Origin of the sequence: Myxococcus sp. AB056 (assembly GCF_006547365.1) — a bacterium.
GTDB lineage: Bacteria > Myxococcota > Myxococcia > Myxococcales > Myxococcaceae > Myxococcus > Myxococcus virescens.
The window spans coordinates 1-24,597 of record NZ_VHLB01000115.1; the positions used below are offsets into that span (position 1 = coordinate 1).

Here is a 24,597-nt window from a genome sequence, read left to right on the forward strand (position 1 = left end):
CCCCAGGCCCTGGAGTTCGCGGACCTGCCGGCCCCCGCCGCACCGGACCTGTCGTTCGACTTCAACGAGCCACCCGCGCCCGGTGCGGACCCGTTCGCCGTCGACTTCAGCGCCCCACCGGCCCCCGCCCCCGCGGCGGATCCGTTCGCCGCCGATTTCGGCTCCGCGCCAGCGCCGGGTGCGGACCCGTTCGCCATCGACTTCTCGGAGCCCCCGGCCCCCGCGCCAGCCGTCGCCGTCAACCCGGCCGTGGACTTCGGTGACGTGGACTTCGGCGCGCCTTCTTCGCCCGGCATCCCGGACTCGCTCGAGTTCGACCCCACCGCCCGGCCGGATGACGACCTGGAAGCGGACCTCTCCGACCCGCTGCCGCCGCCGCCCAACGCGGGCCCCGCGGACGGCCTGGAGATGCTGTCCTTCATCGACGACGCCGCGGGCAAGGACGGCGGCGCCCAGGCGGGCGCCAAGGTGCGCCGTTTCCACGTCCGCCGGCGCTCGGGCAAGGTGTTCGGCCCGTTCGACGAGGGCGTCATCGTCAAGATGCTCGAGGACGGGCAGCTCCTCGGGAACGAGGACGTGTCGCTGGACTCGGAGACCTGGTCCGCCATCGGCACGGTGCCCACCTTCGCCGCCGCCATCCAGCGGCTCATGGAAGGCCCCGCCAAGCTGGTGACGCCCACCGCGGCGCCTGCCGCGGCCGTCGTCGACGCGCCCCGCGTGGACGGCGCCAGCCCGCAGGCCAACATGAAGCGGCTGGAGCAGCTCTATGAAGGCCGCATGGCCGCGGTGTCCGTGGTGGACCGCAGCGGCAACACGGAGAAGTGGAAGAAGCGCGTCCCGATGATGATTGCCGCGGGCGTCGCCGTAGTGGTGGCGGGCATCGGCGCGGGCACGGAGTTCGGCACGCGCTACGGTGCCTTCGGCCGCCGCGCCCTCTTCCCCCCCCGCATCTCCGACGGCTCGGCCGAGGCGAAGCAGGTGGCGGACGCGAAGCAGGCGCTGCTCACGGACACCTTCGCCAGCTACAAGCAGGCCCGCGAGCTCAGCGCCAAGGTGCTCGCGCAGAAGGAGTACCCGGAGGTGCGCTCGCTGTGGTGCCAGTCCGTCTACTACCTCCAGCGCCGCTACGCCGCGGGCAATCCGAACGAGCTGAGCCGCTGCCGTCAGGACCTGGCGGACATCGAGTTCCTGGGAGAGAAGGACGTGGACGTCATCAAGGCGTCCGCGGCGATCGCACTCACCTCCCGGCAGGCGGACTCGGTCATCCCCCCCCTGAGCGGCGCCTACGGCCGCGAGGACACCCAGGGCGACCTGGAGCTGGCCTTCCTGCTGGCCGAGGCCTACTCGCAGAAGCGCGACGAGAAGCGCGCCCTGGACACGCTGAACAAGGTGCTGGCGAAGAACCCGAAGTCCGCCAAGGCCCACCACGCCGTGGGCAACCTGCACCAGGCCGCCGACCGCGCCGACGAAGCCGCCGCCGCCTATGCCGCGGCCCTGGAAGCGGACCCCAAGCACGTGGCCTCCGCGGTGGAGCTGGCCGCGGTGGAGCTGCTGGTCCGCAAGGACGTGGCGAAGGGCACGGAGGCCGTTGAGCGGGCGCTGGCCGAGGACGTCCAGTCCGCGCTGGGCCCCGCGGAGCTGGCGCGCGCCCGCGGCCTCAAGGGCGTGGCGATGTTCCAGAAGCACCAGCCGAAGGAGGCTGAGGCCGAGCTCAAGGCCGCCCTGGAAATGGACGCGAAGTCCACCTTCCTCCGGGGGCAGCTGGCGCGGGTGCTGCGCGCCCAGCGCAACTTCGAGGGCGCCCTGCCCATCTACAAGGCGCTGGCGACCGAGGAGCCCAACAACCTGGAGTTCGCGGACGGCCACATCACCGCGCTGGTGATGACCGGGAAGATGCAGGACGCGCTGGAGGCCGTGAAGAAGGCCAACGGCGTGTTCCCCAACGAGGCGCGCATCGCCTACCTCTACGGACGCATCGAGGACGCGCTCGACAACCTCTCCGACGCGGAGGGCCACTACAAGCGAGCCATCGCCGCGGACGACAACCTGGTGGAGGCCCGCCTCTACCTGGGCCGCTTCTACCTGGCCCAGCGCCGCAACGCGGAGGCGCGGCCTGAGCTCGAAGAGGCGGCGAAGAAGGCACCGGAGAACGCGGGCGTGCGCGCGGGCCTCGGCGAGCTGGCCCTGGCGGAGAACAACACGCTGCTGGCCCAGCAGGAATTCGAGCGCTCCGTGAAGCTCGACCCCATCCTGGCGGACGCCCACCTGGGCCTGTCCCGCGTGGCCCTGCTGACGGACGACCTGGAGACGGCGAAGGTGGAGGCCAACCGCGCCCTGGAGCTGGACCCGCACCTGCTGAAGGACGGCCGGCTGCAGCGCGGGCTCGTGCTGTGGCGCCTGGGGCAGTTGGAAGAGGCCGTGGCGGAGCTGGAGAAGGCCAAGACGGAGGACCCGCGCTCCACCACCATCCCGATTACGCTGGGCGCCGTGCTGCTGGAGCGGGGCGATTTGCCGGGCGCGGAGAGCAACCTGGGCCTCGCGCTGAGCAACGAGCCCTCCAACCACGAGGCGCTCTATTACCTGGCGCTGGTGAAGGCGAAGCGGCTGGAGTTCACCCAGGCGCTGGACAGCATGCGCAAGGCCGTGGAGCGGGCCCCCAACCGCCCCGACTACCACTACGCCTACGGCGTCATCCTGCGGGACGCGAAGAACCTGCCGGACGCCATGAGCGCGTGGCGCAAGACGGTGGAGCTGGATGGCGCCCACGCGGACGCCCACGAGGCGCTCGGCCATGCGCTGCTGGAGGGCAGCCAGTTCGACGAGGCCATCACCGCGTTCGAGGCCAGCCTCAAGGCCGACCCCCGCCGCACGCGGGTGCTGGGCTCCATTGGAGATGCGTACTTCGCCGCCGCGCGCTGGAACGACGCCATCAAGCGGTACCAGTCGGCCCTGAAGGCGGACCCCAAGCTCACCTACGTCTATTACAAGGTGGCCCGCGCCTTCACCGAGCAGGCCCAGCACGCCAAGGCCATCGACTGGTACCGCAAGGCCACCAGCCTCGATTCGGAGAACCCCATGGCCTACTACTACCTGGGCTTCGCCTATAAGGAGCGCAACAAGCGCCGGGAGGCCGTGCAGGCCTTCAAGGACTACCTCTCCCGCAAGCCGGACGCGACCGACAAGAAGGACATCGAGGACGAAATCTACGACCTGCAGAACTGAGGTCGTCGTCCGCCGGACGTCTCCGCGCCCGGCGCCTCCCCTCCCCCACGGAGTCAGGGCGGAGGGGGGGGCGGCGTCCGGCCTTGAGCACCCCAGACGTGAGGAACCTTGCTGGCCTCACCGGGGGTGACTACAAGGCGTGCTCCATGCTGGACCTCCGGAACGTTGCGCAGAACTTCGATGCGGTGGTCGCCCGGCTCAAGACGCGGGGCGGCAACCTGGATTTGGGCCCCTTCCAGCGGCTCTTCGCCGAGCGCCGCGAGCTGTATGTCTCCGTGGAGTCGCTGGCCGCGCGCCGCAACGCCGCCAACGAGGAGATGAAGCGCAAGGCGAAGGAGGACCCGAAGGCGCTCGACGCGCTCCGCGGTGACCTCCGCGCCGTCTCCCAGGAAATCAAGGAGAAGGAAGCGCGCCTCAAGGACGTGGAGGAGGAGCTCAACCGCATCCTCCTGCTCATCCCCAACGTGCCCCATGAGTCCGTCCCCGAGGGCGGCGGCGCCGAAGACAACGTCCAGGTGAGCATCTGGGGGCAGAAGCCCGACCTGCTCTTCGCCCCCAAGCAGCACTTCGAGCTGGGTGAGAAGCTGGGCATGCTCGACTTCGAGCGCGCCGCCAAGGTGTCTGGCAGCCGCTTCACCTTCTACAAGGGCGCACTGGCCCGGCTGGAGCGGGCGCTCGTCACCTTCATGATCGACGTGCACACCAGCAAGGGCTACACGGAGCTGCTCCCGCCCTACCTGGTGCTGCGCGAGACGATGATGGGCACCGGTCAGCTCCCCAAGTTCGAGGACGACGCCTTCAAGACGTTGGGCGAGCCGGAGCGCTTCCTCATCCCCACCGCGGAAGTGCCCGTCACCAACTACCACGCGGACGAAATCCTCGAGGGCGAGTCCCTGCCCATCCGCTACTGCGCCTTCAGCCCCAGCTTCCGGGCCGAGGCGGGCGCCGCCGGCAAGGACACCCGCGGCCTCATCCGTCAGCACCAGTTCCACAAGGTGGAGCTGGTGAAGTTCGCCCACCAGGAGAAGAGCCTGGACGAACTCGAGACCATGACGGACGACGCCTGCGACATCCTCCGCCGCCTGGGCCTCCACCACCGCGTCATGCTCCTGTGCACCGGAGACATGGGCTTCGCCGCCCGGAAGACGTACGACATCGAGGTCTGGCTCCCCGGACAGAACAGCTACCGGGAGATTTCGTCCTGCTCTGACTGCGGCGACTTCCAGGCGCGCCGGGCGAAGATTCGCTACCGGGCCCAGAGGGGGGACAAGCCCCAGCTCGCCCACACGCTCAACGGCAGCGGCCTGGCGGTAGGCCGGACGACCATTGCCATCCTGGAGAACTACCAGCGCGAGGACGGAAGCGTGGCCATTCCGGAGGCGTTGGTGCCGTACATGGGCGGCTTGAAGGAACTGAAACCGATTTGAGTCTGAATCCGGCTTGCAACGCGCGAAGAATCAGGTAGAAGGGCGGCCCCACGGACGTCGGTCCGCGGGGTGCCTAGTCGGCCCCGATGGTATGGAGGCGTGGCCGAGCGGTTGAAGGCAGCGGTCTTGAAAACCGCAGAGGGTGCAAGCTCTCCGTAGGTTCGAATCCTACCGCCTCCGAGTTTTTGTTCTTGAATTTGTTGGCTCTTTGACAGAGAAGAGTTGGAGAGATGGCCGAGAGGCTGAAGGCACAGGTTTGCTAAACCTGCATACTCGAAAGGGTATCGAGGGTTCGAATCCCTCTCTCTCCGCCACTTGTTGTTGTAGCAGCGCCGGAAGAAATGCTCCCTTAGCTCAGCTGGATAGAGCGTCGGACTACGAATCCGAAGGCCGGAGGTTCGAATCCTCCAGGGAGCGCCACTTCTTTCGAGCAGTTCTCCATGAGTGACGAAGCTTTCATGCAGCAGGCGCTATCGCTCGCGCGGGAAGCAGCGGAACTCGGAGAGGTCCCCGTAGGTGCGGTGGCGGTGTTCAACGATGAAGTCGTTGGCACTGGATTCAATCGCCGCGAAGTGGACCGCAACCCGCTCGCTCACGCAGAGATGTTGGCAATGGATGCCGCAGCCCGGAAGATCGGTGCCTGGCGGCTCTCAGGCGTCACCCTGTATGTGACACTTGAACCATGTGCCATGTGCGCCGGAGGTCTGGTGCAGTCTCGCGTGACACGACTCGTTTTCGGTGCCTTCGATCCGAAAGCCGGTGCGGTGGGTTCGCTGTACAACCTGGTTGAAGAGCCTCGACACAATCACCGGCTCCAAGTCACGAGTGGTATCCTGGCGGACGAGAGCCGCCTGCTTTTGAAGACGTTTTTCGGGCGCTTGCGTGCGAAGAAACGTGACAATTGAATACTGGAGAGCTGGCCGAGTGGTCGAAGGCACCTGACTCGAAATCAGGCATACCGGCAACGGTATCGTAGGTTCGAATCCTACGCTCTCCGCTCCAGATTTTTGGAGAGGTGGCCGAGCGGTTGAAGGCGCACGCCTGGAACGCGTGTATATCTGAAAGGGTATCGTGGGTTCGAATCCCACCCTCTCCGTTGTTGTTTCTGCAGTACGTGGTTACATTCTTTATGGTCGGGACAACGTGGGGGCGTGAACCCCGCCAGGTCCGGAAGGAAGCAACGGTAGCGTACTTCCGCGTGTGTCCCGGCCGTCCTTTTTGAAGAGCCGGTGTCCTGTCAAGGGCACCGGCTCTTCACCTTTGCGGGCTGGCCATTCCCCTCCCCTACTCGCGGGAGAGAATCGTCTCGCGGCCCACCTTCCGGACGATTTGGAAGCCGCCGGCCTGGAGCTCGGCGAGCGCGCGGTCCTCGAAGGTGACGGCGCGGTTGAACGTCCTGTCCCGCAGCGCGCGTTGGAACGCGCCGTCGTGGGGCCAGTCACAGGTGAGCCAGGGAATCCGCTTCCCCAGGTAGAAGTAGCCGCCCGAGCCCCACAGCCCCTCATTGACGATGAGCAGCCCCCGCGCGTTGCCCCGGGTGGCGGCGACAATCGCGCGGAACTGGTCTGCCCGCAGGTCCCCGGGTGGGAAGAAGGCGGCCGCGCTCATGCTTGCGACCAGCGCGAGTCCGGCCAGGCCCCAGCGCCCCGTTGGCCGAGCACGCTGGACGAGGCCCGCCGCCACGGGTGGCGCCGCGGCCAGCACGCCCAGCACCAGGCCGGGATAGAGGAAGCGCGCCTCCTTGTGCGCGGTGGCCAGGAGCACGCCGGTGTACACGGCGGCGCACCACAGCGGCAGGGACAGGGCGCGGCGCTGGCGAAGCGCGGCGATTCCCACGGGCACGGCGGCCCAGGCCCAGAGCGGCACGGCGGTGAGCAGCGGCTTCACGTAGAAGCTGGGTGCGTCGGCTCCGAACTGAGCCGCGGCCTTGCCCGAGAAGACGTTGAAGCGCGCATAGGCGAAGAAGGAATGGAACGGCGAGCCCCACGTCGCCCAGTCCAGCGCGCCGAGCGCCACCGCCACGCCCAATCCTCCAGCACACGTGAAGGCGAGCAGTCGCCACCGCCTCGCCGCCGCCAGCCACACCAGCGCCGCCAGGACGAAGACGGCCGACGGGTAACGGGCCACCACCGCCAGTCCCAGAGCCATGCCACCCACGAGCCCTGCCCTTGCGAGCCGCTCTCTCCGGTCCAGCGCCTCCACGGCGACGATGAGCAGCGAGGCGGAAATCGACTCGGCCATGGTGCGCCCCGCGAAGACGAGCAATGGCCCGTAGAGCCCCACGAGCAACGTCGACAGCAGGCCCCCCGCGGTCCCCGCTCGGCGCTGGGCGAAGCGGTACGCGGCCCAGAGACTCCAGGCGTGCAAGGCCACCTGCGGAATGGCCACCACGACGCGGTAGGCCCGCGGGTGGGTGATGCCCAGCAGGTCCGCCAGCTTGAGGAAGCCCGCCAGGACGCCGGGCACGGCCCAGTTGCGGAGGCCCTCGCGCCACTCCCAGGCCAGGACGCCGTAGCCGTGGACGCGCCACCAGGCGGGCTCCAGCGACTGGTACACCTCATCCGGGTGGATGCGACCCAACTGCACCACCGCGATGAGGCCAGGCAGCAGCGCCACTGCTCCTAGCACCCAGCGCATCCAGTTCCGTACCGGCGCCTCTTGGGGCGTGGCCCCGGGCGGTAGAGAGGTGGGCTCGGGTGTCGGGATGGAATCAGCGGGCGTGGCAGGGAGGGGGGCGGACACGGGCGCGGCCGACTCTTTCCGCCCGCGTTCCCGGACGCAAGGTGTGAAGCGTTCGTCTGCCCGCCCAGGGTCCGAGCCCGACGGGGAGTGGAATCCCACCTCGTGGGAGGGCAACGACATGGATCATTCACGCCGCCGTGTTTAGATGACGCCCCCCATGAGCTACCTCGTTCTCGCCCGCAAATGGCGCCCACAGAAGTTCGACGACATGACCGGACAGGAGCACGTCGTCCGGACGGTCGCGAACGCCATCAAGATGGACCGGGTCGCGCACGCGTACCTGTTCTGTGGACCTCGTGGCGTGGGCAAGACGACGGCCGCGCGACTGCTCGCCAAGGCGCTCAACTGTGAGAAGGGCCCCACCGCCCAGCCCTGTGGCGAGTGCCGTGCCTGCACGGAGATTGCCGCCGGCACCAGCGTGGACGTCGCGGAAATCGACGGTGCCTCCAACAACGGCGTCGAGAACGTCCGCGAGATTCGCGAGAACGCGAAGTACCTGCCCCAGCGGGACCGGCACAAAATCTACATCATCGACGAGGTCCACATGCTGTCGGGAGCGGCGTTCAACGCGCTGCTCAAGACGCTGGAGGAGCCGCCCGGGCACGTGAAGTTCATCTTCGCGACCACCGAGGCGCACAAGCTCCCGGACACCATCCTGTCGCGGTGCCAGCGCCATAACTTCCGGCGGATTCCGGCGGCGCGGATGCTTCAGCGTCTGCAGGAAATCTGCAAGGCGGAGGGCGCTGGTATCTCCGACCGCTCGCTGTCGCTGGTCGTGCGCCAGTCCGAAGGCGGCATGCGCGATGCGCTGAGCCTCCTGGACCAGGTGCTCGCCTCGTGCGGCGCCAACCCCTCCGACGAGGAAGTGGCCGACGCGCTGGGCGCCATCGACCGCACGTTGGTGCAGGACTTCGCCGATGCGCTCGTCCACAAGGACGCGAAGCGGGTACTGGAGCGGGTGGAGGAAGTCTTCAACCGCGGCCTGGACTTGAAGCGTCTGGCCGAGGAGCTGGCCTTCCAACTGCGGCATCTCTTCGTCACCAAGACGCTGGGCAAGGCACCCGACGAGCTGGCCGAGTCCGAGCAGAAGGCGCTGATGGCGCTGGCGCAGGACGCGGAAGCCGCGCAGCTCACGCGCTTGTTCGACGTGGTGCACGGCTGCATCTGGGACGTGTCACGTGCGGCCCAGCCTCGGCTGGCCCTGGAGATGGCGCTGCTCAAGGCCATCCAGTTGTCGCCGGGTGGTTCGATTCCCGAGCTGCTTGCCCGCGTGGACAAGCTCGCGGCGGGGATGGGTGAAGGTTCTGCGAAGTCGAACGCTGGAGCGCCGGGAGGTCGCTCCAGTCCCACGAACTTTCGCGCCTGAAACACGACACGACGCTTCCATGATGCAGGCGGCTGCCCCCACCCCACGTCCGTGGGAAGCGAGGGGTGCGCCCGTGGCGCAGACGCCTGTGCGCGCCAGCGAGCCGCCAGCGCCGATGGCGGCCGTGCGCCAGGACGAGCCGCCGCGCACGAGGCCCGTCGCCGATGAGGTTCGCCCGCCTGAGCCCTTCCATGGCAGCGCGCAGGTGGGAGCCTCGCGCCAGGACGAGCCGCCTCGTTTTGCGCCTCCCGGCGCCATGCATCCGGCCGAACCGCCGCCGCCCGGGCCCCACATGGACGGCCTGTCACCGGCAGCGAGCCGCCCCCTGTCGTTCCTCCGCAACAGCGGCGGCGCCACCCCGTCCCCTCAGGGCTACCAGGCCACGCAGATGGTCCCCTCCGGCCCGGTGATGGAGGGACTGTCACCTTCCGCCGCGCGCCCGCTCTCATTCCTCCGCAACGGCGGCTCGGCCCAGGCGCCCACGGCCCCTACACCCCTGCCCTCCGTGCCTCCCGCGGGCGCAACGCCGCTGTCGCGCACCACCGAGCCCGCGCCATCGGTCCGCGTCACCAACATCCGGCGGCCCGAGCCCATCGCGCCGCCGGAACCTCCGCCCTACGCGGAGGAAGAGGACGCGCGCTACTACCCCGAAGAGAACTCCCCCGAAGGCTGTGCCTCCGGTGAGTGCCTCCCCGAAGTCGCCGCCGCGCCGCCGCCTGCGTCCGAGCTCGTCATCCAGCACGAGTCCGAGCCCGAGCCAGAGCCGCCCCCGCCGCCCCCTGTCACCCGCTCTCGGGACAACCCCAACCTGCCCCTCATCGAGCGTTGGCGGGCCGCCGTGGAGACGGTGAAGGCCTCCCATCCCCGGCAGGGCGCGGCACTCTCCAACGGGCGATTGATGTCCATGAAGAACGGCGAAATCGTCCTCGGCTTCCTGCCCGTGGCCGGCTTCCACCGCATGGCCGTCAACTCCACCGCGGGCAAGGCCGCTGTGGACAAGGCCCTGGCCGAGCACTTCGGCCGCCAGGTGAAGCTCACCATCCAGGATGCGTCTCCGGACGACCCCCGGCTGGGCCCCAGTCTGGCCGATCAGGACGCACAGACGCGCGCCGCCCACGAGAAGAACACGGACAGCAAGGTCCGCAGCCACCCCGCCGTCCGGGCGGTGCTCAAGTTCCTGGGAGGCGAAATCGAACACATCCAGGTCTACGAGCCCGAGCGCCCCGGGGCCGTGCCAGCGGACGACACCTCCGACGACAGCGCCTGACAACCGCCTCGCGCAACGGTAGGGTGGCGCCCCATTCCACGCCGGGGCGGGGCCATGTCCGTGGCGCCCGCTCCCACGAGCACCGAGGAAGCATATGCCTGGCGTCGACCTGAACTACTTCATCCGGCAGGCGAACAAGCTGACGGAGAAGATTGAAGAGCGGAAGCAGCAGTTGGCGGAAGAGAGCGTGGAGGCCAAGGCCGGTGACGGCCGGGTCACCGTCGTCGCCAACGGCATCCAGGAGATCCGCAGCATCAAGATCGACAAGGAAGCCATCGACCCCAACGACACGTCGATGCTCGAGGACCTCATCACCGCCGCGGTCAACGCTGCCCTGGCGAGCAGCCGTCAGCACATGCAGCGCGAGCTCGCGAAAATCTCCGGCGGCGTCAAGATCCCCGGCATTACCTGATACCGGATGACCCCCGATCCGCTGAATCGACTCGTCGCCCAGCTCGCGAAGCTGCCAGGCATCGGCGAGAAGACCGCGCAGCGCCTCGCGTTCCACATCCTGCGGGCGCCGGGTGAGTATGCCGCGGAGCTGTCGCAGGCCATTCGCGAGGTGAAGGAGAAGGTGCACCTGTGCGTGCGCTGCTTCTCCCTCACCGACGCAGAGACCTGCAACTTCTGCCGGGACGCTCGGCGCGACGAGCGCGTGCTGTGCGTCGTGGAGACGTTCGCAGACCTGATGGCGCTGGAGCGCACCCGTGAGTTCAAGGGCCGCTACCACGTCCTGCACGGCGTGCTGTCTCCCCTGGAGGGCGTGGGCCCCGACCAGCTCCGCATCCGCGAGCTGCTGGAGCGCCTCAACGACAGCCGGGTGGAGGAACTCATCCTCGCCACCAACCCGGACGTCGAGGGCGAAGCCACCGCGCTCTACCTGACCCGCCTGCTCAAGCCCATGGGCCTGCGTGTCACCCGCATCGCCCAGGGCCTGCCCATGGGCGGCGACCTGGAGTTCGCCGACCAGGCCACGCTCGCCAAGGCACTCTCCGCCCGCCGCGACCTCTAGGCCACGCGCGGTGGCGGCGCGAGCCTCCTCGCGCCGCTACTGCGTCACCCGCCATGAGAAAGGCATCACCACCGTGACCTCCTGGTCCCGGTGAGGAGGGAAGCGAAGGCGCTCCGCCTGGGCCTCCAGGCAGCGGCCCACGCCCGACGAAGCCAGCGGTCCCCGCGTCCCCGCCCGCACCTTGCCCGACGAGACGATGGTGAGCTGCACCTGCACCTCGCCCTGGCTCGAAGGCAGGTCCGCCTTGTAGCGCTCGAAGCACGTGGTGATGCGCGCCCGTCCACGCGAGACGACACGCTGCACGTCGTCGATGCCCAGCGTCACCCGCTTCTGCGACGAGGCCTTCTTCGACCGCACAGGTGCCGCGTCCGCCCCTTCCTCATCCGCCTCCGGCTCGACATCGGACGCAGCTCCAGCAAGTCCGGCTTCGTCCGACTCCGTCGCACCGGCGGCATCCACGGGGGGCCGCGCCGAATCCGTCTCGCCCACGTCGCCACCCGCCCCATTGGCCACGGCGTCCGTCAGAGAACCGGCCTCAGCGGCGGCCCCCACGGGTGCCACGGCCTCCATCGGCGCGTCGGCCTGAGCGGCACCAGCCTCCGGTGCCACGGCCTCCACGACGGGCGCCGTGGCCGGAACCAGCGACACCGAAGCGGGCGTCGTCATCCACTGCCGATATCCAACGATGCCCGCCGCCGCCAGCATCAGGCCGCCCGCCAATCCCACCGCCAGCGTACGCCAGCGTCGGCCTCCGGCCGTGGGCGCAGACTCCGGCGACGTCGGCCCACGTGAGGCCGCGCCATGGGCAGGCACACCTGGCGAGGAAGGCCGCATGGACATGCCGGGGCGCTGGGCGGACGTGGCATCCCCCTCCCGAGCAAGCACGCCATACAGGTTCGTCCCATGCGCCTCCGCCCCCGAAGCCTGCCCCTGCGCCCCTGCCGCGGCGCCTCCGTACGTGGCGGTGAGCGTGGCCAGCGTGGGAATGCGTGAGCGCTCGGTGAAGCGCTCCTCACCAAAGTGCCCCTTCAAGAAGGCCCCGAGCGGCATCGCGCCCGAGCCACTGAGATGCTCCGAGAGAAACGTCTCCAGCGCGTCCGCGAACGCCTCCGCGGTGGGGTAGCGGTCCTCCGGCTTGAAGGCCATGGCCTTCAGGAGGATGGCCTCCAATTCCTCGGGCAAGTCCGGCCGCAGCTCGCGCGGCGGCTTGAGCTCGCCCTGTAGCAGCGCGTTGAGCACCGCCAGGTCGTTCTCCCGGGAGAAGGGCCGCACATGGGTGAGCGCCTCGTACAGGCTGACGCCCAGCGCGAAGATGTCCGCGCGGCGGTCCACCTCCTTGCCGCGCGCCTGCTCCGGCGCCATGTACATGTACTTGCCCTTCACCACGCCCGTGCGCGTGTTGACGAGCCGCGACTCGGCCTTGGCGATGCCGAAGTCCAGCACCTTCACCTGCCCCTGGTACGTCAGGTACAGGTTCGACGGAGAGATGTCGCGGTGGACGACGTTCAGCGGCTGCCCGGCCTCGTTGGTGAACTCGTGCGCGAAGTGCAGCCCGCGCGCCGCGTCGATGAGGACGCGGAGCACGACGGGGAGCGGCACGTAGTGGCGCTTGCGCCCGGCCAGCCGCAGCGTCGTGGAGAAGTCCTCGCCCGCGAGGTACTCCATGCAGATGTAGTAACAACCGTCCGCGAAGCCCAGCTCCTGAATCTGCACGATGTTCGGATGGGCCAGCTTCGCCGCCAGCCGCGCCTCGTCCCGGAACATCTCCACGAAGTCGGGGTTGTTCGTCAGGTGCGGCAGCATCCGCTTGATGACGACGTTGCGCTCGAAGCCGTCCGCGCCCAGCAGCTTGGCGAGGAAGATTTCCGCCATGCCGCCTTCGGCCAGCTTTCGCACGAGCACGTACGGGCCATAAGGCTGAAGCAGGGGCACAAGGCCCGCTTCCGTCACAGGCAGGGTCGTCTGGGGGGGGGACATCCTCACGGCCCTCGCTGTTTCAGAGTGCGCACCGTATGGACCGCCGGGGCACCAGGACGCGTCATCTTAAACACCAATACGGGCGGCGAGCCCACCGGCTCCACCCAGGTGTTGAACCGGTGTTTGCCATCCAGCGCCACCGGGCGTCCATTGATGGATAGGCGGGCGTCCACAGGTGCGACACCGGCCGCGCGCACCTTCGCGCCCGCGGCCTGCCCGTTGCGCGGTGTGGACACCATGAGCACCGGCACCGAGTTGTCGTAGACCAGTTCCAGCTTGTTCATCCGTCCCCCCTTGAGCTGTGCACCCGTGGCGGAAAGCGGCGTGACGGACCAGAGGTAGTTGCCCTCGCTCAGCGCACCGGCGTCCAGCGCGGCGCGAGCCTCCGTCACGGTGCGTTCGGCCACCGGCGTCTCCAATGCCCCCGCGCGGTACACCGCCACACGGTAGCGCGCCGCGGAGGTCTCCGAGGCATAGGTGAAGGTCACCGCCGGAGGCTTGTCCTGGTAGAAGATGGTCGTCTTCTCCGGCCCCTCGGGCACCACGTTGCGCACCCGCGCCAGAGAGCGCACCGCGCGCTCCGGCGCGAACGACGCGCTTCCCGACACCTGCGTCCCATCCTTGCGGCGCACCCGCCAGTGGAGCATGCCGCGCACCGGCGCGGGCACGTTGATGAAGGGGCGGTACACCGTGCCTGACAGCACCGGCCGCGTGAAGGCCGCGTCCTCCGCGACCTCCACCATGGCCTCGCCCTCCCCTTCCCAGGTGATGGCCACCTCCTGCAGCCCAGGATGGAACACCTCCGCGCCGTCGACGACGCCCAGGGCCAGCGGCGCGGGCGCGAGCGGCTCGACGCGTGGCGCCTGCGCGGAGGCCGCCTCCACCGTGGCGCGCTCACCCGCGCGCAGCGCCTGCCGGGCGTCTCCGCGAACCAGCGTCACCTGTCCGGTGAGCGCATCCACCAGATAGCCCGCGGCCGTGCGGCGCACCGCCAGCCGCGCTTCACCGCCGCCCTCCACCTGCAGCCCCGGCAGCACCAGCCGGCTGGTACGCCCTCGCGCGAGCTGCAGGTTCAGCCAGCCTCTCAACAAGTCGAAGCGCGCCTCGTCCGTGGCGCCGCCCTGCTCCGCGGACGTCAGCACCAGCTCCGCGTCCGACCCCAGTGACGCCACCGTGGACGAGCCCTCCAGCGCCAGCACCGCGGAGCCTCCGCGCCGGGTGCGCACGCTGCCTCCCGGAGAGAGCACCTCGCCCTGCTTCGCCACCGGACGCCAGTCCGACGCCCCCTTGGCCCGCACCTCCGCGCGCCCCGACGCCAGCCGTACCGTCACCGGGATCGGCGCCAGCTCCAGGACACGCGCCCCGCGGGCCACCAGCTCCGTCCGGCCGGACGTCGCCTCCACCGCGTCGCCTTCAGACGCGCGCAGCGTCTTGCCATCGCGGCCCACGAACTCGATGGCGCCCAGCCGCACCTCGACGCGGCCCGCGTCCTCGGCCACCTGCACGCGCACCTCGCTGGGTTCATCCGCCCCCACGCGCGTGAGGCCGAAGGGCGTGCGGATGGTCAGCGCCACCTTCGAGCCCTGGCCCGTGCGCGTCGCGCCAGCGGGCACGCGCGACAACAGGATGCCGCGCTCCACTTGAAGCACGATGCCTCCCGAGTCCGCGCCCAGCGCGAAGCGCGCGTCCGGTCCCACCTCCACGGAACGGCCATCCGGGAATCGCACCGTGGCCGCACCACCCGCGGCCGTCTCCACCGCGTCGCCCCCGTACAAGGGCCCCGCTTCGGCGGGCGCCCGCTTGCCACCTCGCTCCAGGCGCACGTCGCCGCTCAAACCCTCCAGGCGGCCCAGCACTTCGCCAGCGCCGGCATCGACCACCGCCGAGGGCCCGGGAGGCGGCGCCACGGCGTCATCATCACACCCCGCGACGAGGAGCAGCAGGACCAGGAACCAACGACGCGGGGCACTCACCGTTTCCTCCTCGGGAAGAGGTCGACATTGAGGATGGTCCGCTCCCCCTCGCGCAGGGTGATGACCTTCGTCTGGGACAGGTGCCCTCGCGCGGAGATGGTGATGCGGTAGGTGCCACCCCGCACCTGGACATTGAAAGCCCCCTTCGCATCCGTGCGCGCGCGCACCCGGGCCTTCGTGATGAGGAGGGTCGCCGCCAATGGCTTGCCCCCTCGCACACTGCGGACCTGTCCCACCAGCGTGGCCCGCGTCCCCTTCTTTTCCGGCGCCAGTGGCACCGACAGCGTGGACTCCTGTCCGGCGAGGACCACCGCGGCTTCATCCGCGGACCGGAAGCCGGAAGACGCCACCGCGACCGCCACGGGCCCCGGAGCCAGGTCCCTCACCACCACCTGCCCTGCCAGGTCCGTGCGCACCTGGGCCGTGCCCACCGACACACGGATGTCCGGCAGCGGCGCGCCCGTCCGCGCATCCACCACCGTCACCCGCAGCGCGCCCGTCGGTGGCGGCAGTGGCGCGGCTCGGACCTCCAGCTCCGCGCGCGTGCCCTCCTCCACCGTGGCCGTCGCCTCCGCGGACGCGTATCCCTCCGCCGTCACCTGCGCGGACACCGGCCCGGGCGACAGGGACGCCACTTCGACGAGGCCTTGCGCGTCCGCCACGTGCGCCTCGCCCTCCACCATGACCCGCGCTCCGGGCAGCGGCGCGCCCGTCCGCGCGTCGAGCACGTGAAACCGCACGCTCCCGGGCACCACCACCGGCACGGGCACCTGCCGCGTCGTCCGGGCACCGTCATGCCACGCCAGCTCCAGCGCCGCGCCCATCCGCCGCAGCCGCTGCCGGGACTGCGTCCCGTCCTCCAGCGTCACCGTGTCCTGCACGTGCTGGAAGTCCAGCACCAGCGTGCCCGTCCAGCGCTCCGCTCGCCGCAGCGGCACCAGCAGCGCGCCGCCGGCGGAGAAGCCCGTCGCCTCCGCCCGGGCGCCCGTGGCGTCGCGCACCAACAGCGAGACCGGCAGCTCACCGCGCGCCTCCAACTGCAGCCCCAGCATCAGCGGAAAGCGCACCAGGCCGCCCACCACCGCCGCATGCCGCACGCCCTTAAGGAACACGGGCTCGGCCGAGTCACTGAAGTGGGGAAGCTGCGAGAAGCCATAGCCCGCGCCCAGCTCCGCGCGCACCGGGCCCAGGAAGGCGCGCGCCCGGGGGCCCACCGAGGCCCGCCACAGGCTGCCACCGGTGATCCGCAGCGCGCCCTCCCGCAGGTCGAAGGCCTCCCGCTGCAACCCGGCCCACGCGCCCAGCCAGGACGTGCCCAGCCACGCAGTGCCCACGGCCGCCACGTCGTTCGGCGTGAAGCCCTCATAGGTGAGCCCGGGCCCTACATCCGCCTGACGGCCGTCACGGAGGGAGAGCCCGTAGCGAAGACGCGACGAGGCGTGCTCGGCCACTTCCTCCGCGTGGGCGGGGGACGTGGCAAGCAGGACGAGGAGCACCAGCGCCAGGCGCGCCACGAAGCAACGCGGGAGAAGCGGGGGCGGCAAAACGCAGCGGAGTATAGAGAAAGCCGGGAAGGCCCCCAACCCCGTGGGACGGGCTCTTTCAGGCCCCACGCTCCCAGGGTGCGGATCCGTGGCCTCCACCCCACAGTGCGTCCGGAGGGCATGGGAACGGGCACGGAACCTCCTCCAGGAAGCGGAAGGCTTCTTGCTGGAGTGGATACGCTTTGCTAAGCATCCTGACGGTCGGTAGCGCCTCGTCTAACCTCGTGGATTCACTCTAGAAACATCGGAGCGTCGCCATGAGCGGGACGAGCGAACGCTGAGGAGCGCATACGCCCATGGGCACGCAACTGGTGATGTACGAAGAGGAGTTCACCAAGATCAACGCCGTTTGCGACCGGCTTACCAAGGACGCGAACGCGAAGGTGGTCTTCCTCGTCGACAAGAACGGGCAGCTCATCTCCTCCGCGGGTCAGACGCAGAACATCGACACCACGTCACTGGCCTCGCTGACGGCCGGTAACGTGGCCGCGATGGGTGGCCTGGCCAAGCTGATTGGGGAGAACGAGTTCCCCAACCAGTTCCACGAGGGGGCCAAGGACTCGCTGTACATGACCATCGTCGGCAGCCGGGTCGTGCTGGTCGTCATCTTTGACAACCGCACCAGCCTCGGCCTCGTCCGCCTTCGCATCAAGAAGGCCAGCGACGAGCTCACGAAGATCTTCGAGAGCCTGGTGAAGAAGACTGACAGTCCTGGAGCTGGGTCGCCCTTCGCCGAGATCTCCGACGACGATATCGACAACCTCTTCAGCGAGTAACCCGGGAAGCCATGTCCTTCATCAACTACTCATCCCGCGAAATCAACTGCAAGATTGTCTATTACGGGCCCGGGCTCTGCGGGAAGACGACCAACCTTCAGTACATCTACAACAAGACCGCCGCGGAGACGAAGGGCAAGCTCATCTCCCTCTCCACGGAGACGGACCGCACGCTCTTCTTCGACTTCCTGCCGCTGTCGCTCGGTGAGATTCGCGGCTTCAAGACGCGCTTCCACCTGTACACGGTGCCCGGTCAGGTCTTCTACGACGCCAGCCGCAAGCTCATCCTCAAGGGCGTGGACGGTGTCGTGTTCGTGGCAGACAGCCAGATCGAACGTATGGAAGCGAACATGGAGTCGCTCGAGAACCTCCGCATCAACCTTGCGGAGCAGGGCTACGACCTGAACAAGATTCCGTACGTCATCCAGTACAACAAGCGCGACCTGCCCAACGCGGTGACGGTGGAGGAGATGCGCAAGGCGCTCAACCCCCGCAACATCCCGGAGTACCAGGCCGTGGCTCCTACGGGCGTGGGCGTCTTCGACACGCTCAAGGCCGTGGCCAAGCTCGTCCTCACCGAGCTCAAGAAGGGTGGTTGAAGCAAGCGCCCAGGCGGGCGACGCCGGTCCCCGCCCACGGCGTGGCAAGACGTCCTACAGGCAAGGGTGCTATGTCCTCCCTTGCCGTCAGGTCGGACCGTCTGCCCACTGAGGTCGTACCGTGCGTGTCGCCGCCACCTTCCCGCTCCTCGCCCTGCTGAGCGCCGCCCTCTGTGGGCCGGCGCTCGCGCAGGAGCCCGCCGCAACCGCTCCTCCGTCAGCATCGGCCGCAGCGACCGCGGACGAGGCGTTCGACACCCGCGTGAAGACGCTGGAGGAGAACGTCGTCGACCTGAAGGAGAAGATCTACCGCTCCAAGGCGCGCCTGCTGCTGCTGCAGGAGACGGTGCTGGGCGGAGATGTCTCCACGGGCGCTCGCGCCGTCATCATCCACAAGAACGAGATGGGCGGCTCCTTCGAACTGGAGTCGGTGGCGTACGCGCTCGACGGCGCGCCCGTCTACACGCAGGTGGATGAAGAGGGCCACACGGACCTGGGCAAGCGCGAGCTCTTCGAGGTCTTCAATGGCCGCATCGTCCCCGGGCAGCACCAGCTCGCCGTGCGCCTCGTGTACCGGGGCAATGGCTACGGAGTGTTCAGCTACCTGGAGGGCTACAAGTTCAAGGTGCAGTCCAGCTACACCTTCAGCGCGGAGCCAGGGAAGACGTCCACCGTGCACGTGGTGGGCTACGAGCAGGGCGGCATCACCACGGACCTGAAGGACCGGCCCGCGGTGCGCTACGACGTCTCCGTCGCGCGTGAGTCAGGCCGCAAGGCCGCGCCCGCCGCCCCACCGCCCGTCACCCGTTCCACACCCGGTCAGTAGAGGACCAGACGGTGAACGCGTCACTCCGCGCCCTCGCTCTCGCGGCGGTCCTGCTGGGGCCGGCGGCCGTCCATTCCGCCGAGCCCGCTCAGGTGCACGCGCCCCCGCCGACCGCGCGCGACCTGTCGCCGCGGCTCGACGCGGTGGAGACGGGACTGCTCGGCGTCGAGGAGAACCTCCGCTTCGTGGAGACGCAGTTCACCCAGCGCGCCGAGCCCAGTGACGACGATGCCCTCGCGCGCCGCTTCTCCGACGGCGAAATCCACTACCTGCTGGGCGACTGGCCGGCGGCGTCCGTCCTCTTCTATGACCTGGTGAGCGACCCGCGCTTCCGCCCGCATCCGCGCTATCCGGACGCGCTGTTCTACCTGGCGGACTCGCTCCTGGAGCAGCGCAACGACATTGGCGCGCGCCTGTACCTGCGCGAGCTGCTGGCCCTGCCCCCGACTTCCGGGCACTACCGCGAGGCCCTGTCGCGCTACCTGACGGTGGCCGGCCGCCTCAATTATTTCGAGGGTGTCGAGGCATACGTGGCGCAGGCCCGCGCGCTGTCCGGTGGGCAGCTGTCCCCGGAGATTGCCTACGTCCACGCGAAGTGGCTGTTCCGGCGCACGGACCTGTCTCCGGCGGACCGCATCGCCCAGGCCCGCGCCGCCTTCACGCCACTGGCGCAGGCGCCCAACGGCGCCTTCCGGCTCCAGGCCGCCTATCACCTGGGCGTGTTGTCCGTGCAGGAAGGTGACCTGCCCGCGGCCATCACCCGCTTCCAGCAGCTGGCCACCCCGCCCTCCGCCCAGGCCGCACAGGCCGCTCCGGGCAGGACGGGTCCTCGCCGCTCCGCGCCCACGCCAGAGGAGGAAGCCCGCCGCATCCGCGAGCTGGCGCTGATGTCTTTGGGGCGGCTGCTGTACGAGACGGGCCGCTTCGACGACGCGCTGGACCGCTATGGCCAGGTGCCGCGTGACAGCGAGTCCTTCCCCGACTCCCTCTACGAATCCGCCTGGGTCCACGTGCGCCGGGGCCACTACCAGCAGGCGAAGAACGCCATCGACATCCTCCTGCTGGTGGCGCCCGACTCGCAGCTCGCCGCCGAAGGCCGCATCCTCCAGGGCAACCTGCTCCAGAAGCTGCGCCGGTACGACGAGGCGACCGACACCTATACCCAGGTCATCGACACCTTCCGGCCCCCCAGGGAGCAGGTGGACGCGCTGCTGAGCTCGCACAGCGACCCGGTGGCGTACTTCGACCGGCTGCTGGTGCGCGCGGACGGCCCGCTGGACATGCGCACGGTGCTGCCGCATCTGGTGCTGAAGTACGCCACCACGCAGCGCGAGGTGGCGGACGCGGTGCAGACAGTGGAGGACATCGACAGCGGTCGCCGGGGACGGAGCGAGGCCGCGGCCATTGCCCAGCGCATCCTCCACGCCCTGGACACGCGCGGCCTGGAGACCTTCCCGGAGCTGCAGGAAGCCAACACGCGCGCGGACGCGGTCGACACCGCCCTCACCCAAGCGGAGGCGGAGCTGGTGCGGGTGGAGACGCTCGCGATGCAGGCCGTGCTCACGCCCGCCGAGCTGGCGCGGCTGACGGAGGCCCAGCACGCGCGTGAAGCCCTGGAGCGCCGCTTCTCCGCGCTGCCCACCTCGTTGAAGACACTGGAGGACCGCCGCGAGCGCATGCAGCGGCGCGTGGACGAGTTGGACCGAGAGGCCCACCGGCTCGACTTCGAGCTTCAGTCGCTCAACGCCATCGCCGCTTCGATACGCAAGTGGGTGGATGACTCGCGGACTCACCGGCAGACGCCTCCGGACGAGGAGCGCGAGTTCCTGCTGCAGTTGCAGGCCGAGGTCCAGACGCTGAAGGACCTCAAGGCGGAGCTGACCGCCACGCGCGCGCGGCTGGCGGACGAGCGCAACGCAGTGGACACCACCCTGGCCGGCGAGCGCGCCATCCGCGTCGCCTATGCCGATTCCCTGCGGCGCGAGCACGCCATCCTGCGCGAAGCGGAGCCCCGGGCGGACGCGGAGGTCCTGGCCACGCTGCGGCGCACCCAGGGCGTGCGCGGCCGGCTGGACGGCCTGCGCGAACGCGTGACGACGGCCCGGAACGTGGTGCGCGAGCGGCTGGAGCGCCGGGGCCGCGTCATCCGCGAGAAGGTCGTGGCCGAGCAGCAGCTCCTGGAGCGCTACGAGGCCGAGGTCGCCGCCGTCTCCGGTGACGCCAGGCAGTTGGTGGGCCGCATCGCCTACGACAGCATCCGCCGCGTGCGGCAGCAGTTCTACGACCTGGTGCTCAAGGCGGACGTGGGCGTGGTAGACGTGGCCTTCAACGAGAAGCAGGACAAGACGACGGCCATCCAGACGCTCTCCACGCAGAAGGACGAGGCGCTGCGCGAGCTGGACGCCGAGTTCCAGGACGTCCTGTCCGAGGTGAAGGAGTGATGCGCTCCCCTCTCCTCGCCGCGCTGCTCGCCCTGGCTGGCCCCGCCTCCGCCGCGGAGGCCCCCGCCGCGCCCGCGGCCTCCTACCTCCAGGGCATGGGACGCACGCCCGAACAGGAGGCGCTGTTCCAGGAGGTGAGCAGCGCGCTGGAGCTCTACGAGTCCGAGGCGCGCGAGTTCCACCGTGAGGTGCAGGAACTGGTGGAGCAGCGCTACGAGCAGAAGCGTGGCGCGCTGGCGGCCTCCTACGAGAAGCGCCTCAAGGACCTGGAGGCCCAGGAGCGCCGCGAGCGACTGGACGCCATTGCCCGGTTCGAGGAGTTCCTGCGCCGCTACCCCACCGAGCCGCGCTTCACGCCGGACGTGATGTTCCGCCTGGCGGAGCTGTATTACGAGCGCTCGTCGGACGACCACCTGCTGGCGATGAAGGACTACGCGGAGCGGCTGGAGGCGCACGACAAGAACCCGGACGCGGAGTTCCCCACCGAGCCGCGCGTGGACTACGCGCCCTCCATCGCGCTCTACCGCAAGCTGCTGGCCACCTTCCCGGACTACCGCCTCAACGACGGCGCCTGGTACCTGCTGGCCTACTGCCTGGAGAAGCAGGACCAGTACGACGACAGCCTCCACGCGTACCAGCAGCTCATCGCGCGTTACCCGCAGAGCCGCTTCGCCACCGAGTCCTGGGTGCGCATCGGCGAGTACTGGTTCGACAACTACGACGACCCGCAGGCCCTGCCCAAGGCCGCGCAGGCCTACGAGGCCGCCACGCGCGACGCCTCGCACCCGCTCTACGACAAGGCGCTCTACAAGCTCGGTTGGACGTACTACCGCCTGGACCGCTTCGAGCCAGCGGTGGCGTCCTTCCTGACGCTGGTGGAGTTCTACGAAGCCCAGCGCGTGGCGAAGGGCGACGCGACGGCCGGCGGCGACCTGCGCGAGGAAGCCCTCCAGTACGTGGCCATCTCCCTGGCGGACGACACGTGGGGCGGCATCGCCCGGGCGGATGCGCTCTTCGCCGAGCGTGGCCCGCGCCCCTACGAGGCCGAGGTGTACCAACGGCTGGGCAACGTCTACTTCGACCAGACGAAGCACGCGCCGGCCATCGAGGCCTATCGCCGGGTGCTGCAGAAGGCGCCGGACGCGCCGGACGCGCCCCTGGTGCAGCAGCGCATCGTCCAGGCCTACGAGCGGGACCGCATGCTGGGCCTGTCCTTCGCCGAGTCCGAGGCCCTGGCCAACCTCTACCAGCCCGGCGGCGCCTGGTACGAGAAGAACAAGGGCGACACGGCGGCCATCGCCCGCGCCAACGCGCTGGCCGAGCGCAGCCTGTACGGCAGCGCCACCTACCACCATCAGCAAGCCCTGGTCTTCAAGCAGGAGGGCAAGTTCGAGCAGGCCCGGAGCGCCTTCGACATCGCCGCCCGCGCGTATGGCACGTACCTGGAGCGCTTCCCGCGGACGAAGAGCGCGGGCGACATGCGCTTCTATTACGCGGAGTGCCTCTACAACGCCTTCCAGTTCGCCGCCGCCGCGCGCGCCTACGAAGAGGTGCGCGACACCGACGCGGCCAACAAGCACCGCCCGGACGCGGCCCTCAACGCGGTGCTCGCGTGGCAGAAGCAGCTCACGCTGGACATCCAGGCAGGCACGGTGCCGGAGTCCAAGACGCTGCGCTCGACGGAGCGACCTCCGGGCCAGGCCGTGAAGCCCCGCCCCTTCGCGCCCACCGAGCAGAAGCTGGTGGCCGCCGCGGACGCCTACGTCGCCCTGCTCCCCGCTGGAGAGAAGGCGCCCGGCATCGCCTATCAGGCCGCGGAGCTGTACTACTCGCACGACGACTTCCCCGAGGCGCGCCGCCGCTTCGAGGCCATCATCCAGGCGTACCCGAGCCACGAGGTGGCCCGCTACGCCACCAACCTCACCATCGAGACCTTCCTCATCGACGAGGACTGGCGGAGCGTGGAGTCCGTCAGCGCGCGGCTGGCCAGCAACGACAAGGTCATCGACCCGTCCAGCGACCTGCACAAGCAGCTGGTGAAGTTCAAGCTCGCCGGCCGCTTCAAGCTCGCCGACCAGCTCATGGCCGAGTCGAAGTACGAAGAGGCCGCGGCGAAGTACATCGAGCTGGTGGACGAGTCGCCCCGCCACGAGTTCGCGGACAAGGCCCTCAACAACGCCGCGGTGGCGCATGAGAACACGCGCCGCTTCGACTCCGCATTGAAGCTGTACGAGCGCATCTACCGCGAATACCCGTCGTCCCCGCTGGCCGACGGAGCGCTGTTCCGCGTGGCGGTGAACGCGGAGAACTCCTACGACTTCGACAAGGCCGTCGTCAGCTACCAGAAGCTGGTGAAGGACTACCCGGACTCGAAGGACCGGGAGGCGGCGCTCTTCAACGCCGCGCGCCTGCTGGAGGGCCAGCAGCGCTACCCGGAGGCCGCCGCCGCCTTCATGCGCTACGCGGACCTGTTCCCCAAGGCGGAGGACGCGCCCAAGAACCAGTACCGCGCCGCCATCATCTACGAGAAGCAAGGCAACCCCCGTGGCGAGGTCCGCGCGCTGCAGGAGTTCGTGCGCAAGTTCGCCTCGCAGTCCGGACAGGTGGAGCTGGTCGTGGACGCGCACCGGCGCATGGGAGACGCCCACCAGAAGCTGGGCAGCACGCGCGAAGCCCAGAACGCCTGGGCGCGGTCCGCGGCGGAGTTCGACCGGCGCAAGCTCCAGCCGGACACGCACCCGCTGGCCGCGGATGCCGCCGCCTACAGCCGCTTCCAGCTGGCCGAGCTGGAGTTCCAGAAGTTCGACAAGCTGAAGATTGGCGGCAAAGGCAAGGCGCTGGAGCGCAGCTTCACGGCCAAGCGCAACGGCGTGAAGTCCGTCAACACCGCGTACGCGCGCGTCTACCCATACAAGCAACTGGAGTGGACGCTGGCCGCGCTCTACCGCCGGGGCTACGCCCTGGAGCGCTTCGCCAACACCATCATCGAGACGCCCGTCCCGGCGGAGGTGAAGCGGATGGGCGAGGAGGCGGTGGTCGTCTACCAGGACGCGCTGGTCCAGCAGACCACCGCGCTGGAAGAGGCCGCCGTGGAGAGCTACGCCGCCACGCTGGCCGAAGCACGGAAGAACCGCCTCACCAACGAGTGGACGCGCCGCACGCTGGAGTCCCTCAACCGCTTCCGGCCCAAGGAGTACCCGGTGCTCAAGGAGCCCAAGCAGGCGCTCGCCGCGGACGCCACCTACCCGGATGGGCTGGTGGGCAGCATCAGCGGCCCCGTGCGCTCGACGCCGCAAGAGGGCCCGCGCCTGTCTGGGGAGGGAACGAAGTGAGTCCTGGCCCGCGTCTCTCATGCGCCCGCGCGCTGACCTCCGTGGTGCTGGCCTCCAGCCTCTGGCTGTCCGCGTGCGCCACCACTCCCGCCG

The 24,597-nt window shown here is 69.4% G+C and carries 16 protein-coding genes, 5 tRNA genes and 1 other RNA gene; 18 read left to right on the forward strand and 4 right to left on the reverse strand.

Annotation, left to right across the window (positions count from 1 at the left end; all coding sequences use genetic code 11):
- The 9 genes from FMP39_RS32910 to ffs all read left to right on the forward strand — a co-directional run.
- Positions 1–3,222: tetratricopeptide repeat protein (locus FMP39_RS32910; RefSeq protein ID WP_141594000.1), on the forward strand; the 3,222-nt coding region annotated here is incomplete at its 5' end.
- Positions 3,223–3,368: 146 nt separating this feature from the next.
- Positions 3,369–4,649, forward strand: coding sequence for a serine--tRNA ligase (gene serS, locus FMP39_RS32915; RefSeq protein ID WP_141594009.1), 1,281 nt, complete (start codon positions 3,369–3,371; stop codon positions 4,647–4,649).
- A 93-nt stretch (positions 4,650–4,742) separates the two neighbouring features.
- Positions 4,743–4,829, forward strand: a tRNA-Ser gene (locus FMP39_RS32920).
- Between the two features lie 44 nt (positions 4,830–4,873).
- Positions 4,874–4,963: transfer RNA gene (locus tag FMP39_RS32925), tRNA-Ser, on the forward strand.
- Positions 4,964–4,992: 29 nt separating this feature from the next.
- Positions 4,993–5,069: transfer RNA gene (locus tag FMP39_RS32930), tRNA-Arg, on the forward strand.
- A gap of 20 nt (positions 5,070–5,089) precedes the next feature.
- Complete coding sequence (tadA, locus tag FMP39_RS32935) at positions 5,090–5,554, forward strand: tRNA adenosine(34) deaminase TadA (RefSeq protein WP_141594001.1); 465 nt, start codon at positions 5,090–5,092, stop codon at positions 5,552–5,554.
- Positions 5,555–5,559: 5 nt separating this feature from the next.
- A tRNA-Ser gene (locus FMP39_RS32940) sits at positions 5,560–5,646 on the forward strand.
- Between the two features lie 12 nt (positions 5,647–5,658).
- Positions 5,659–5,745, forward strand: a tRNA-Ser gene (locus FMP39_RS32945).
- A gap of 30 nt (positions 5,746–5,775) precedes the next feature.
- Positions 5,776–5,868: signal recognition particle sRNA small type (gene ffs / locus FMP39_RS32950), an RNA gene on the forward strand.
- A gap of 65 nt (positions 5,869–5,933) precedes the next feature.
- On the opposite strand, the gene FMP39_RS32955 is transcribed toward ffs, so the two are convergent.
- Positions 5,934–7,511: a glycosyltransferase family 39 protein gene (locus FMP39_RS32955; RefSeq protein ID WP_141594002.1), complete on the reverse strand. Its 1,578-nt coding sequence runs from the start codon at positions 7,509–7,511 to the stop codon at positions 5,934–5,936.
- 37 nt (positions 7,512–7,548) lie between these two features.
- Here FMP39_RS32955 and dnaX point away from each other — a divergent pair, with 37 nt between their 5' ends.
- The 4 genes from dnaX (at position 7,549) to recR (ending at position 11,036) form a co-directional block, all read left to right on the forward strand.
- Entirely contained in the window at positions 7,549–8,757 is a 1,209-nt protein-coding gene (dnaX, locus tag FMP39_RS32960) for a DNA polymerase III subunit gamma/tau (RefSeq protein WP_090491909.1), read from the forward strand.
- A gap of 73 nt (positions 8,758–8,830) precedes the next feature.
- Entirely contained in the window at positions 8,831–10,024 is a 1,194-nt protein-coding gene (locus FMP39_RS32965) for a DNA polymerase III subunit gamma/tau (RefSeq protein ID WP_228558540.1), read from the forward strand.
- Between the two features lie 94 nt (positions 10,025–10,118).
- Complete coding sequence (locus tag FMP39_RS32970; protein WP_011552030.1) at positions 10,119–10,436, forward strand: YbaB/EbfC family nucleoid-associated protein; 318 nt, start codon at positions 10,119–10,121, stop codon at positions 10,434–10,436.
- Between the two features lie 6 nt (positions 10,437–10,442).
- The gene (recR, locus tag FMP39_RS32975) at positions 10,443–11,036 is read left to right on the forward strand and encodes a recombination mediator RecR (RefSeq protein WP_011552029.1); all 594 of its coding nucleotides are present in this window, start codon (positions 10,443–10,445) and stop codon (positions 11,034–11,036) included.
- 36 nt (positions 11,037–11,072) lie between these two features.
- On the opposite strand, the gene FMP39_RS32980 is transcribed toward recR, so the two are convergent.
- Genes FMP39_RS32980 through FMP39_RS32990 form a run of 3 tightly spaced genes read right to left on the reverse strand, consistent with a single transcriptional unit; the run spans position 11,073 to position 16,629 of the window.
- Complete coding sequence (locus FMP39_RS32980; protein WP_141594003.1) at positions 11,073–13,013, reverse strand: protein kinase; 1,941 nt, start codon at positions 13,011–13,013, stop codon at positions 11,073–11,075.
- Between the two features lie 2 nt (positions 13,014–13,015).
- Entirely contained in the window at positions 13,016–14,986 is a 1,971-nt protein-coding gene (locus tag FMP39_RS32985; RefSeq protein WP_141594004.1) for a FecR domain-containing protein, read from the reverse strand.
- Entirely contained in the window at positions 14,983–16,629 is a 1,647-nt protein-coding gene (locus tag FMP39_RS32990; protein ID WP_141594005.1) for a carboxypeptidase regulatory-like domain-containing protein, read from the reverse strand. The genes FMP39_RS32985 and FMP39_RS32990 overlap by 4 nt, the downstream gene beginning before the upstream one ends.
- 197 nt (positions 16,630–16,826) lie before the next feature.
- On the opposite strand from FMP39_RS32990, the gene mglB reads away from it, so the two are divergent.
- The 5 genes from mglB to FMP39_RS33015 all read left to right on the forward strand — a co-directional run bounded on the left by mglB (position 16,827) and on the right by FMP39_RS33015 (position 24,504).
- Positions 16,827–17,306, forward strand: a complete 480-nt coding sequence (gene mglB / locus FMP39_RS32995) for a gliding-motility regulator GTPase-activating protein MglB (RefSeq protein WP_002637270.1) — start codon at positions 16,827–16,829, stop codon at positions 17,304–17,306.
- A gap of 11 nt (positions 17,307–17,317) precedes the next feature.
- Entirely contained in the window at positions 17,318–17,905 is a 588-nt protein-coding gene (mglA, locus tag FMP39_RS33000) for a gliding-motility regulator Ras-like GTPase MglA (protein ID WP_002637269.1), read from the forward strand.
- A 121-nt stretch (positions 17,906–18,026) separates the two neighbouring features.
- Positions 18,027–18,731, forward strand: coding sequence for a dihydrolipoamide acetyltransferase (locus tag FMP39_RS33005; protein WP_141594006.1), 705 nt, complete (start codon positions 18,027–18,029; stop codon positions 18,729–18,731).
- 11 nt (positions 18,732–18,742) lie between these two features.
- On the forward strand, positions 18,743–21,172 hold the full coding sequence (locus tag FMP39_RS33010; protein ID WP_141594007.1) for a tetratricopeptide repeat protein: 2,430 nt from the start codon (positions 18,743–18,745) through the stop codon (positions 21,170–21,172).
- Positions 21,172–24,504 (forward strand): tetratricopeptide repeat protein, encoded by a 3,333-nt coding sequence (locus FMP39_RS33015; protein WP_194858668.1) that lies wholly within the window; start codon positions 21,172–21,174, stop codon positions 24,502–24,504. Before FMP39_RS33010 ends, FMP39_RS33015 begins: the two co-directional genes overlap by 1 nt.
- Positions 24,505–24,597: the final 93 nt, after the last annotated feature.

Excerpts from the sequence above, each read along its gene's own strand:
- serS (WP_141594009.1), top strand. The coding sequence starts at position 3,369 with ATGCTGGACCTCCGGAACGTTGCGCAGAACTTCGATGCGGTGGTCGCC.
- tadA (WP_141594001.1), top strand. The coding sequence starts at position 5,090 with ATGAGTGACGAAGCTTTCATGCAGCAGGCGCTATCGCTCGCGCGGGAA.
- FMP39_RS32955 (WP_141594002.1), bottom strand. The coding sequence starts at position 7,511 with ATGTCGTTGCCCTCCCACGAGGTGGGATTCCACTCCCCGTCGGGCTCG.
- dnaX (WP_090491909.1), top strand. The coding sequence starts at position 7,549 with ATGAGCTACCTCGTTCTCGCCCGCAAATGGCGCCCACAGAAGTTCGAC.
- FMP39_RS32970 (WP_011552030.1), top strand. The coding sequence starts at position 10,119 with ATGCCTGGCGTCGACCTGAACTACTTCATCCGGCAGGCGAACAAGCTG.
- recR (WP_011552029.1), top strand. The coding sequence starts at position 10,443 with ATGACCCCCGATCCGCTGAATCGACTCGTCGCCCAGCTCGCGAAGCTG.
- FMP39_RS32980 (WP_141594003.1), bottom strand. The coding sequence starts at position 13,013 with ATGTCCCCCCCCCAGACGACCCTGCCTGTGACGGAAGCGGGCCTTGTG.
- mglB (WP_002637270.1), top strand. The coding sequence starts at position 16,827 with ATGGGCACGCAACTGGTGATGTACGAAGAGGAGTTCACCAAGATCAAC.
- mglA (WP_002637269.1), top strand. The coding sequence starts at position 17,318 with ATGTCCTTCATCAACTACTCATCCCGCGAAATCAACTGCAAGATTGTC.
- FMP39_RS33015 (WP_194858668.1), top strand. The coding sequence starts at position 21,172 with ATGCGCTCCCCTCTCCTCGCCGCGCTGCTCGCCCTGGCTGGCCCCGCC.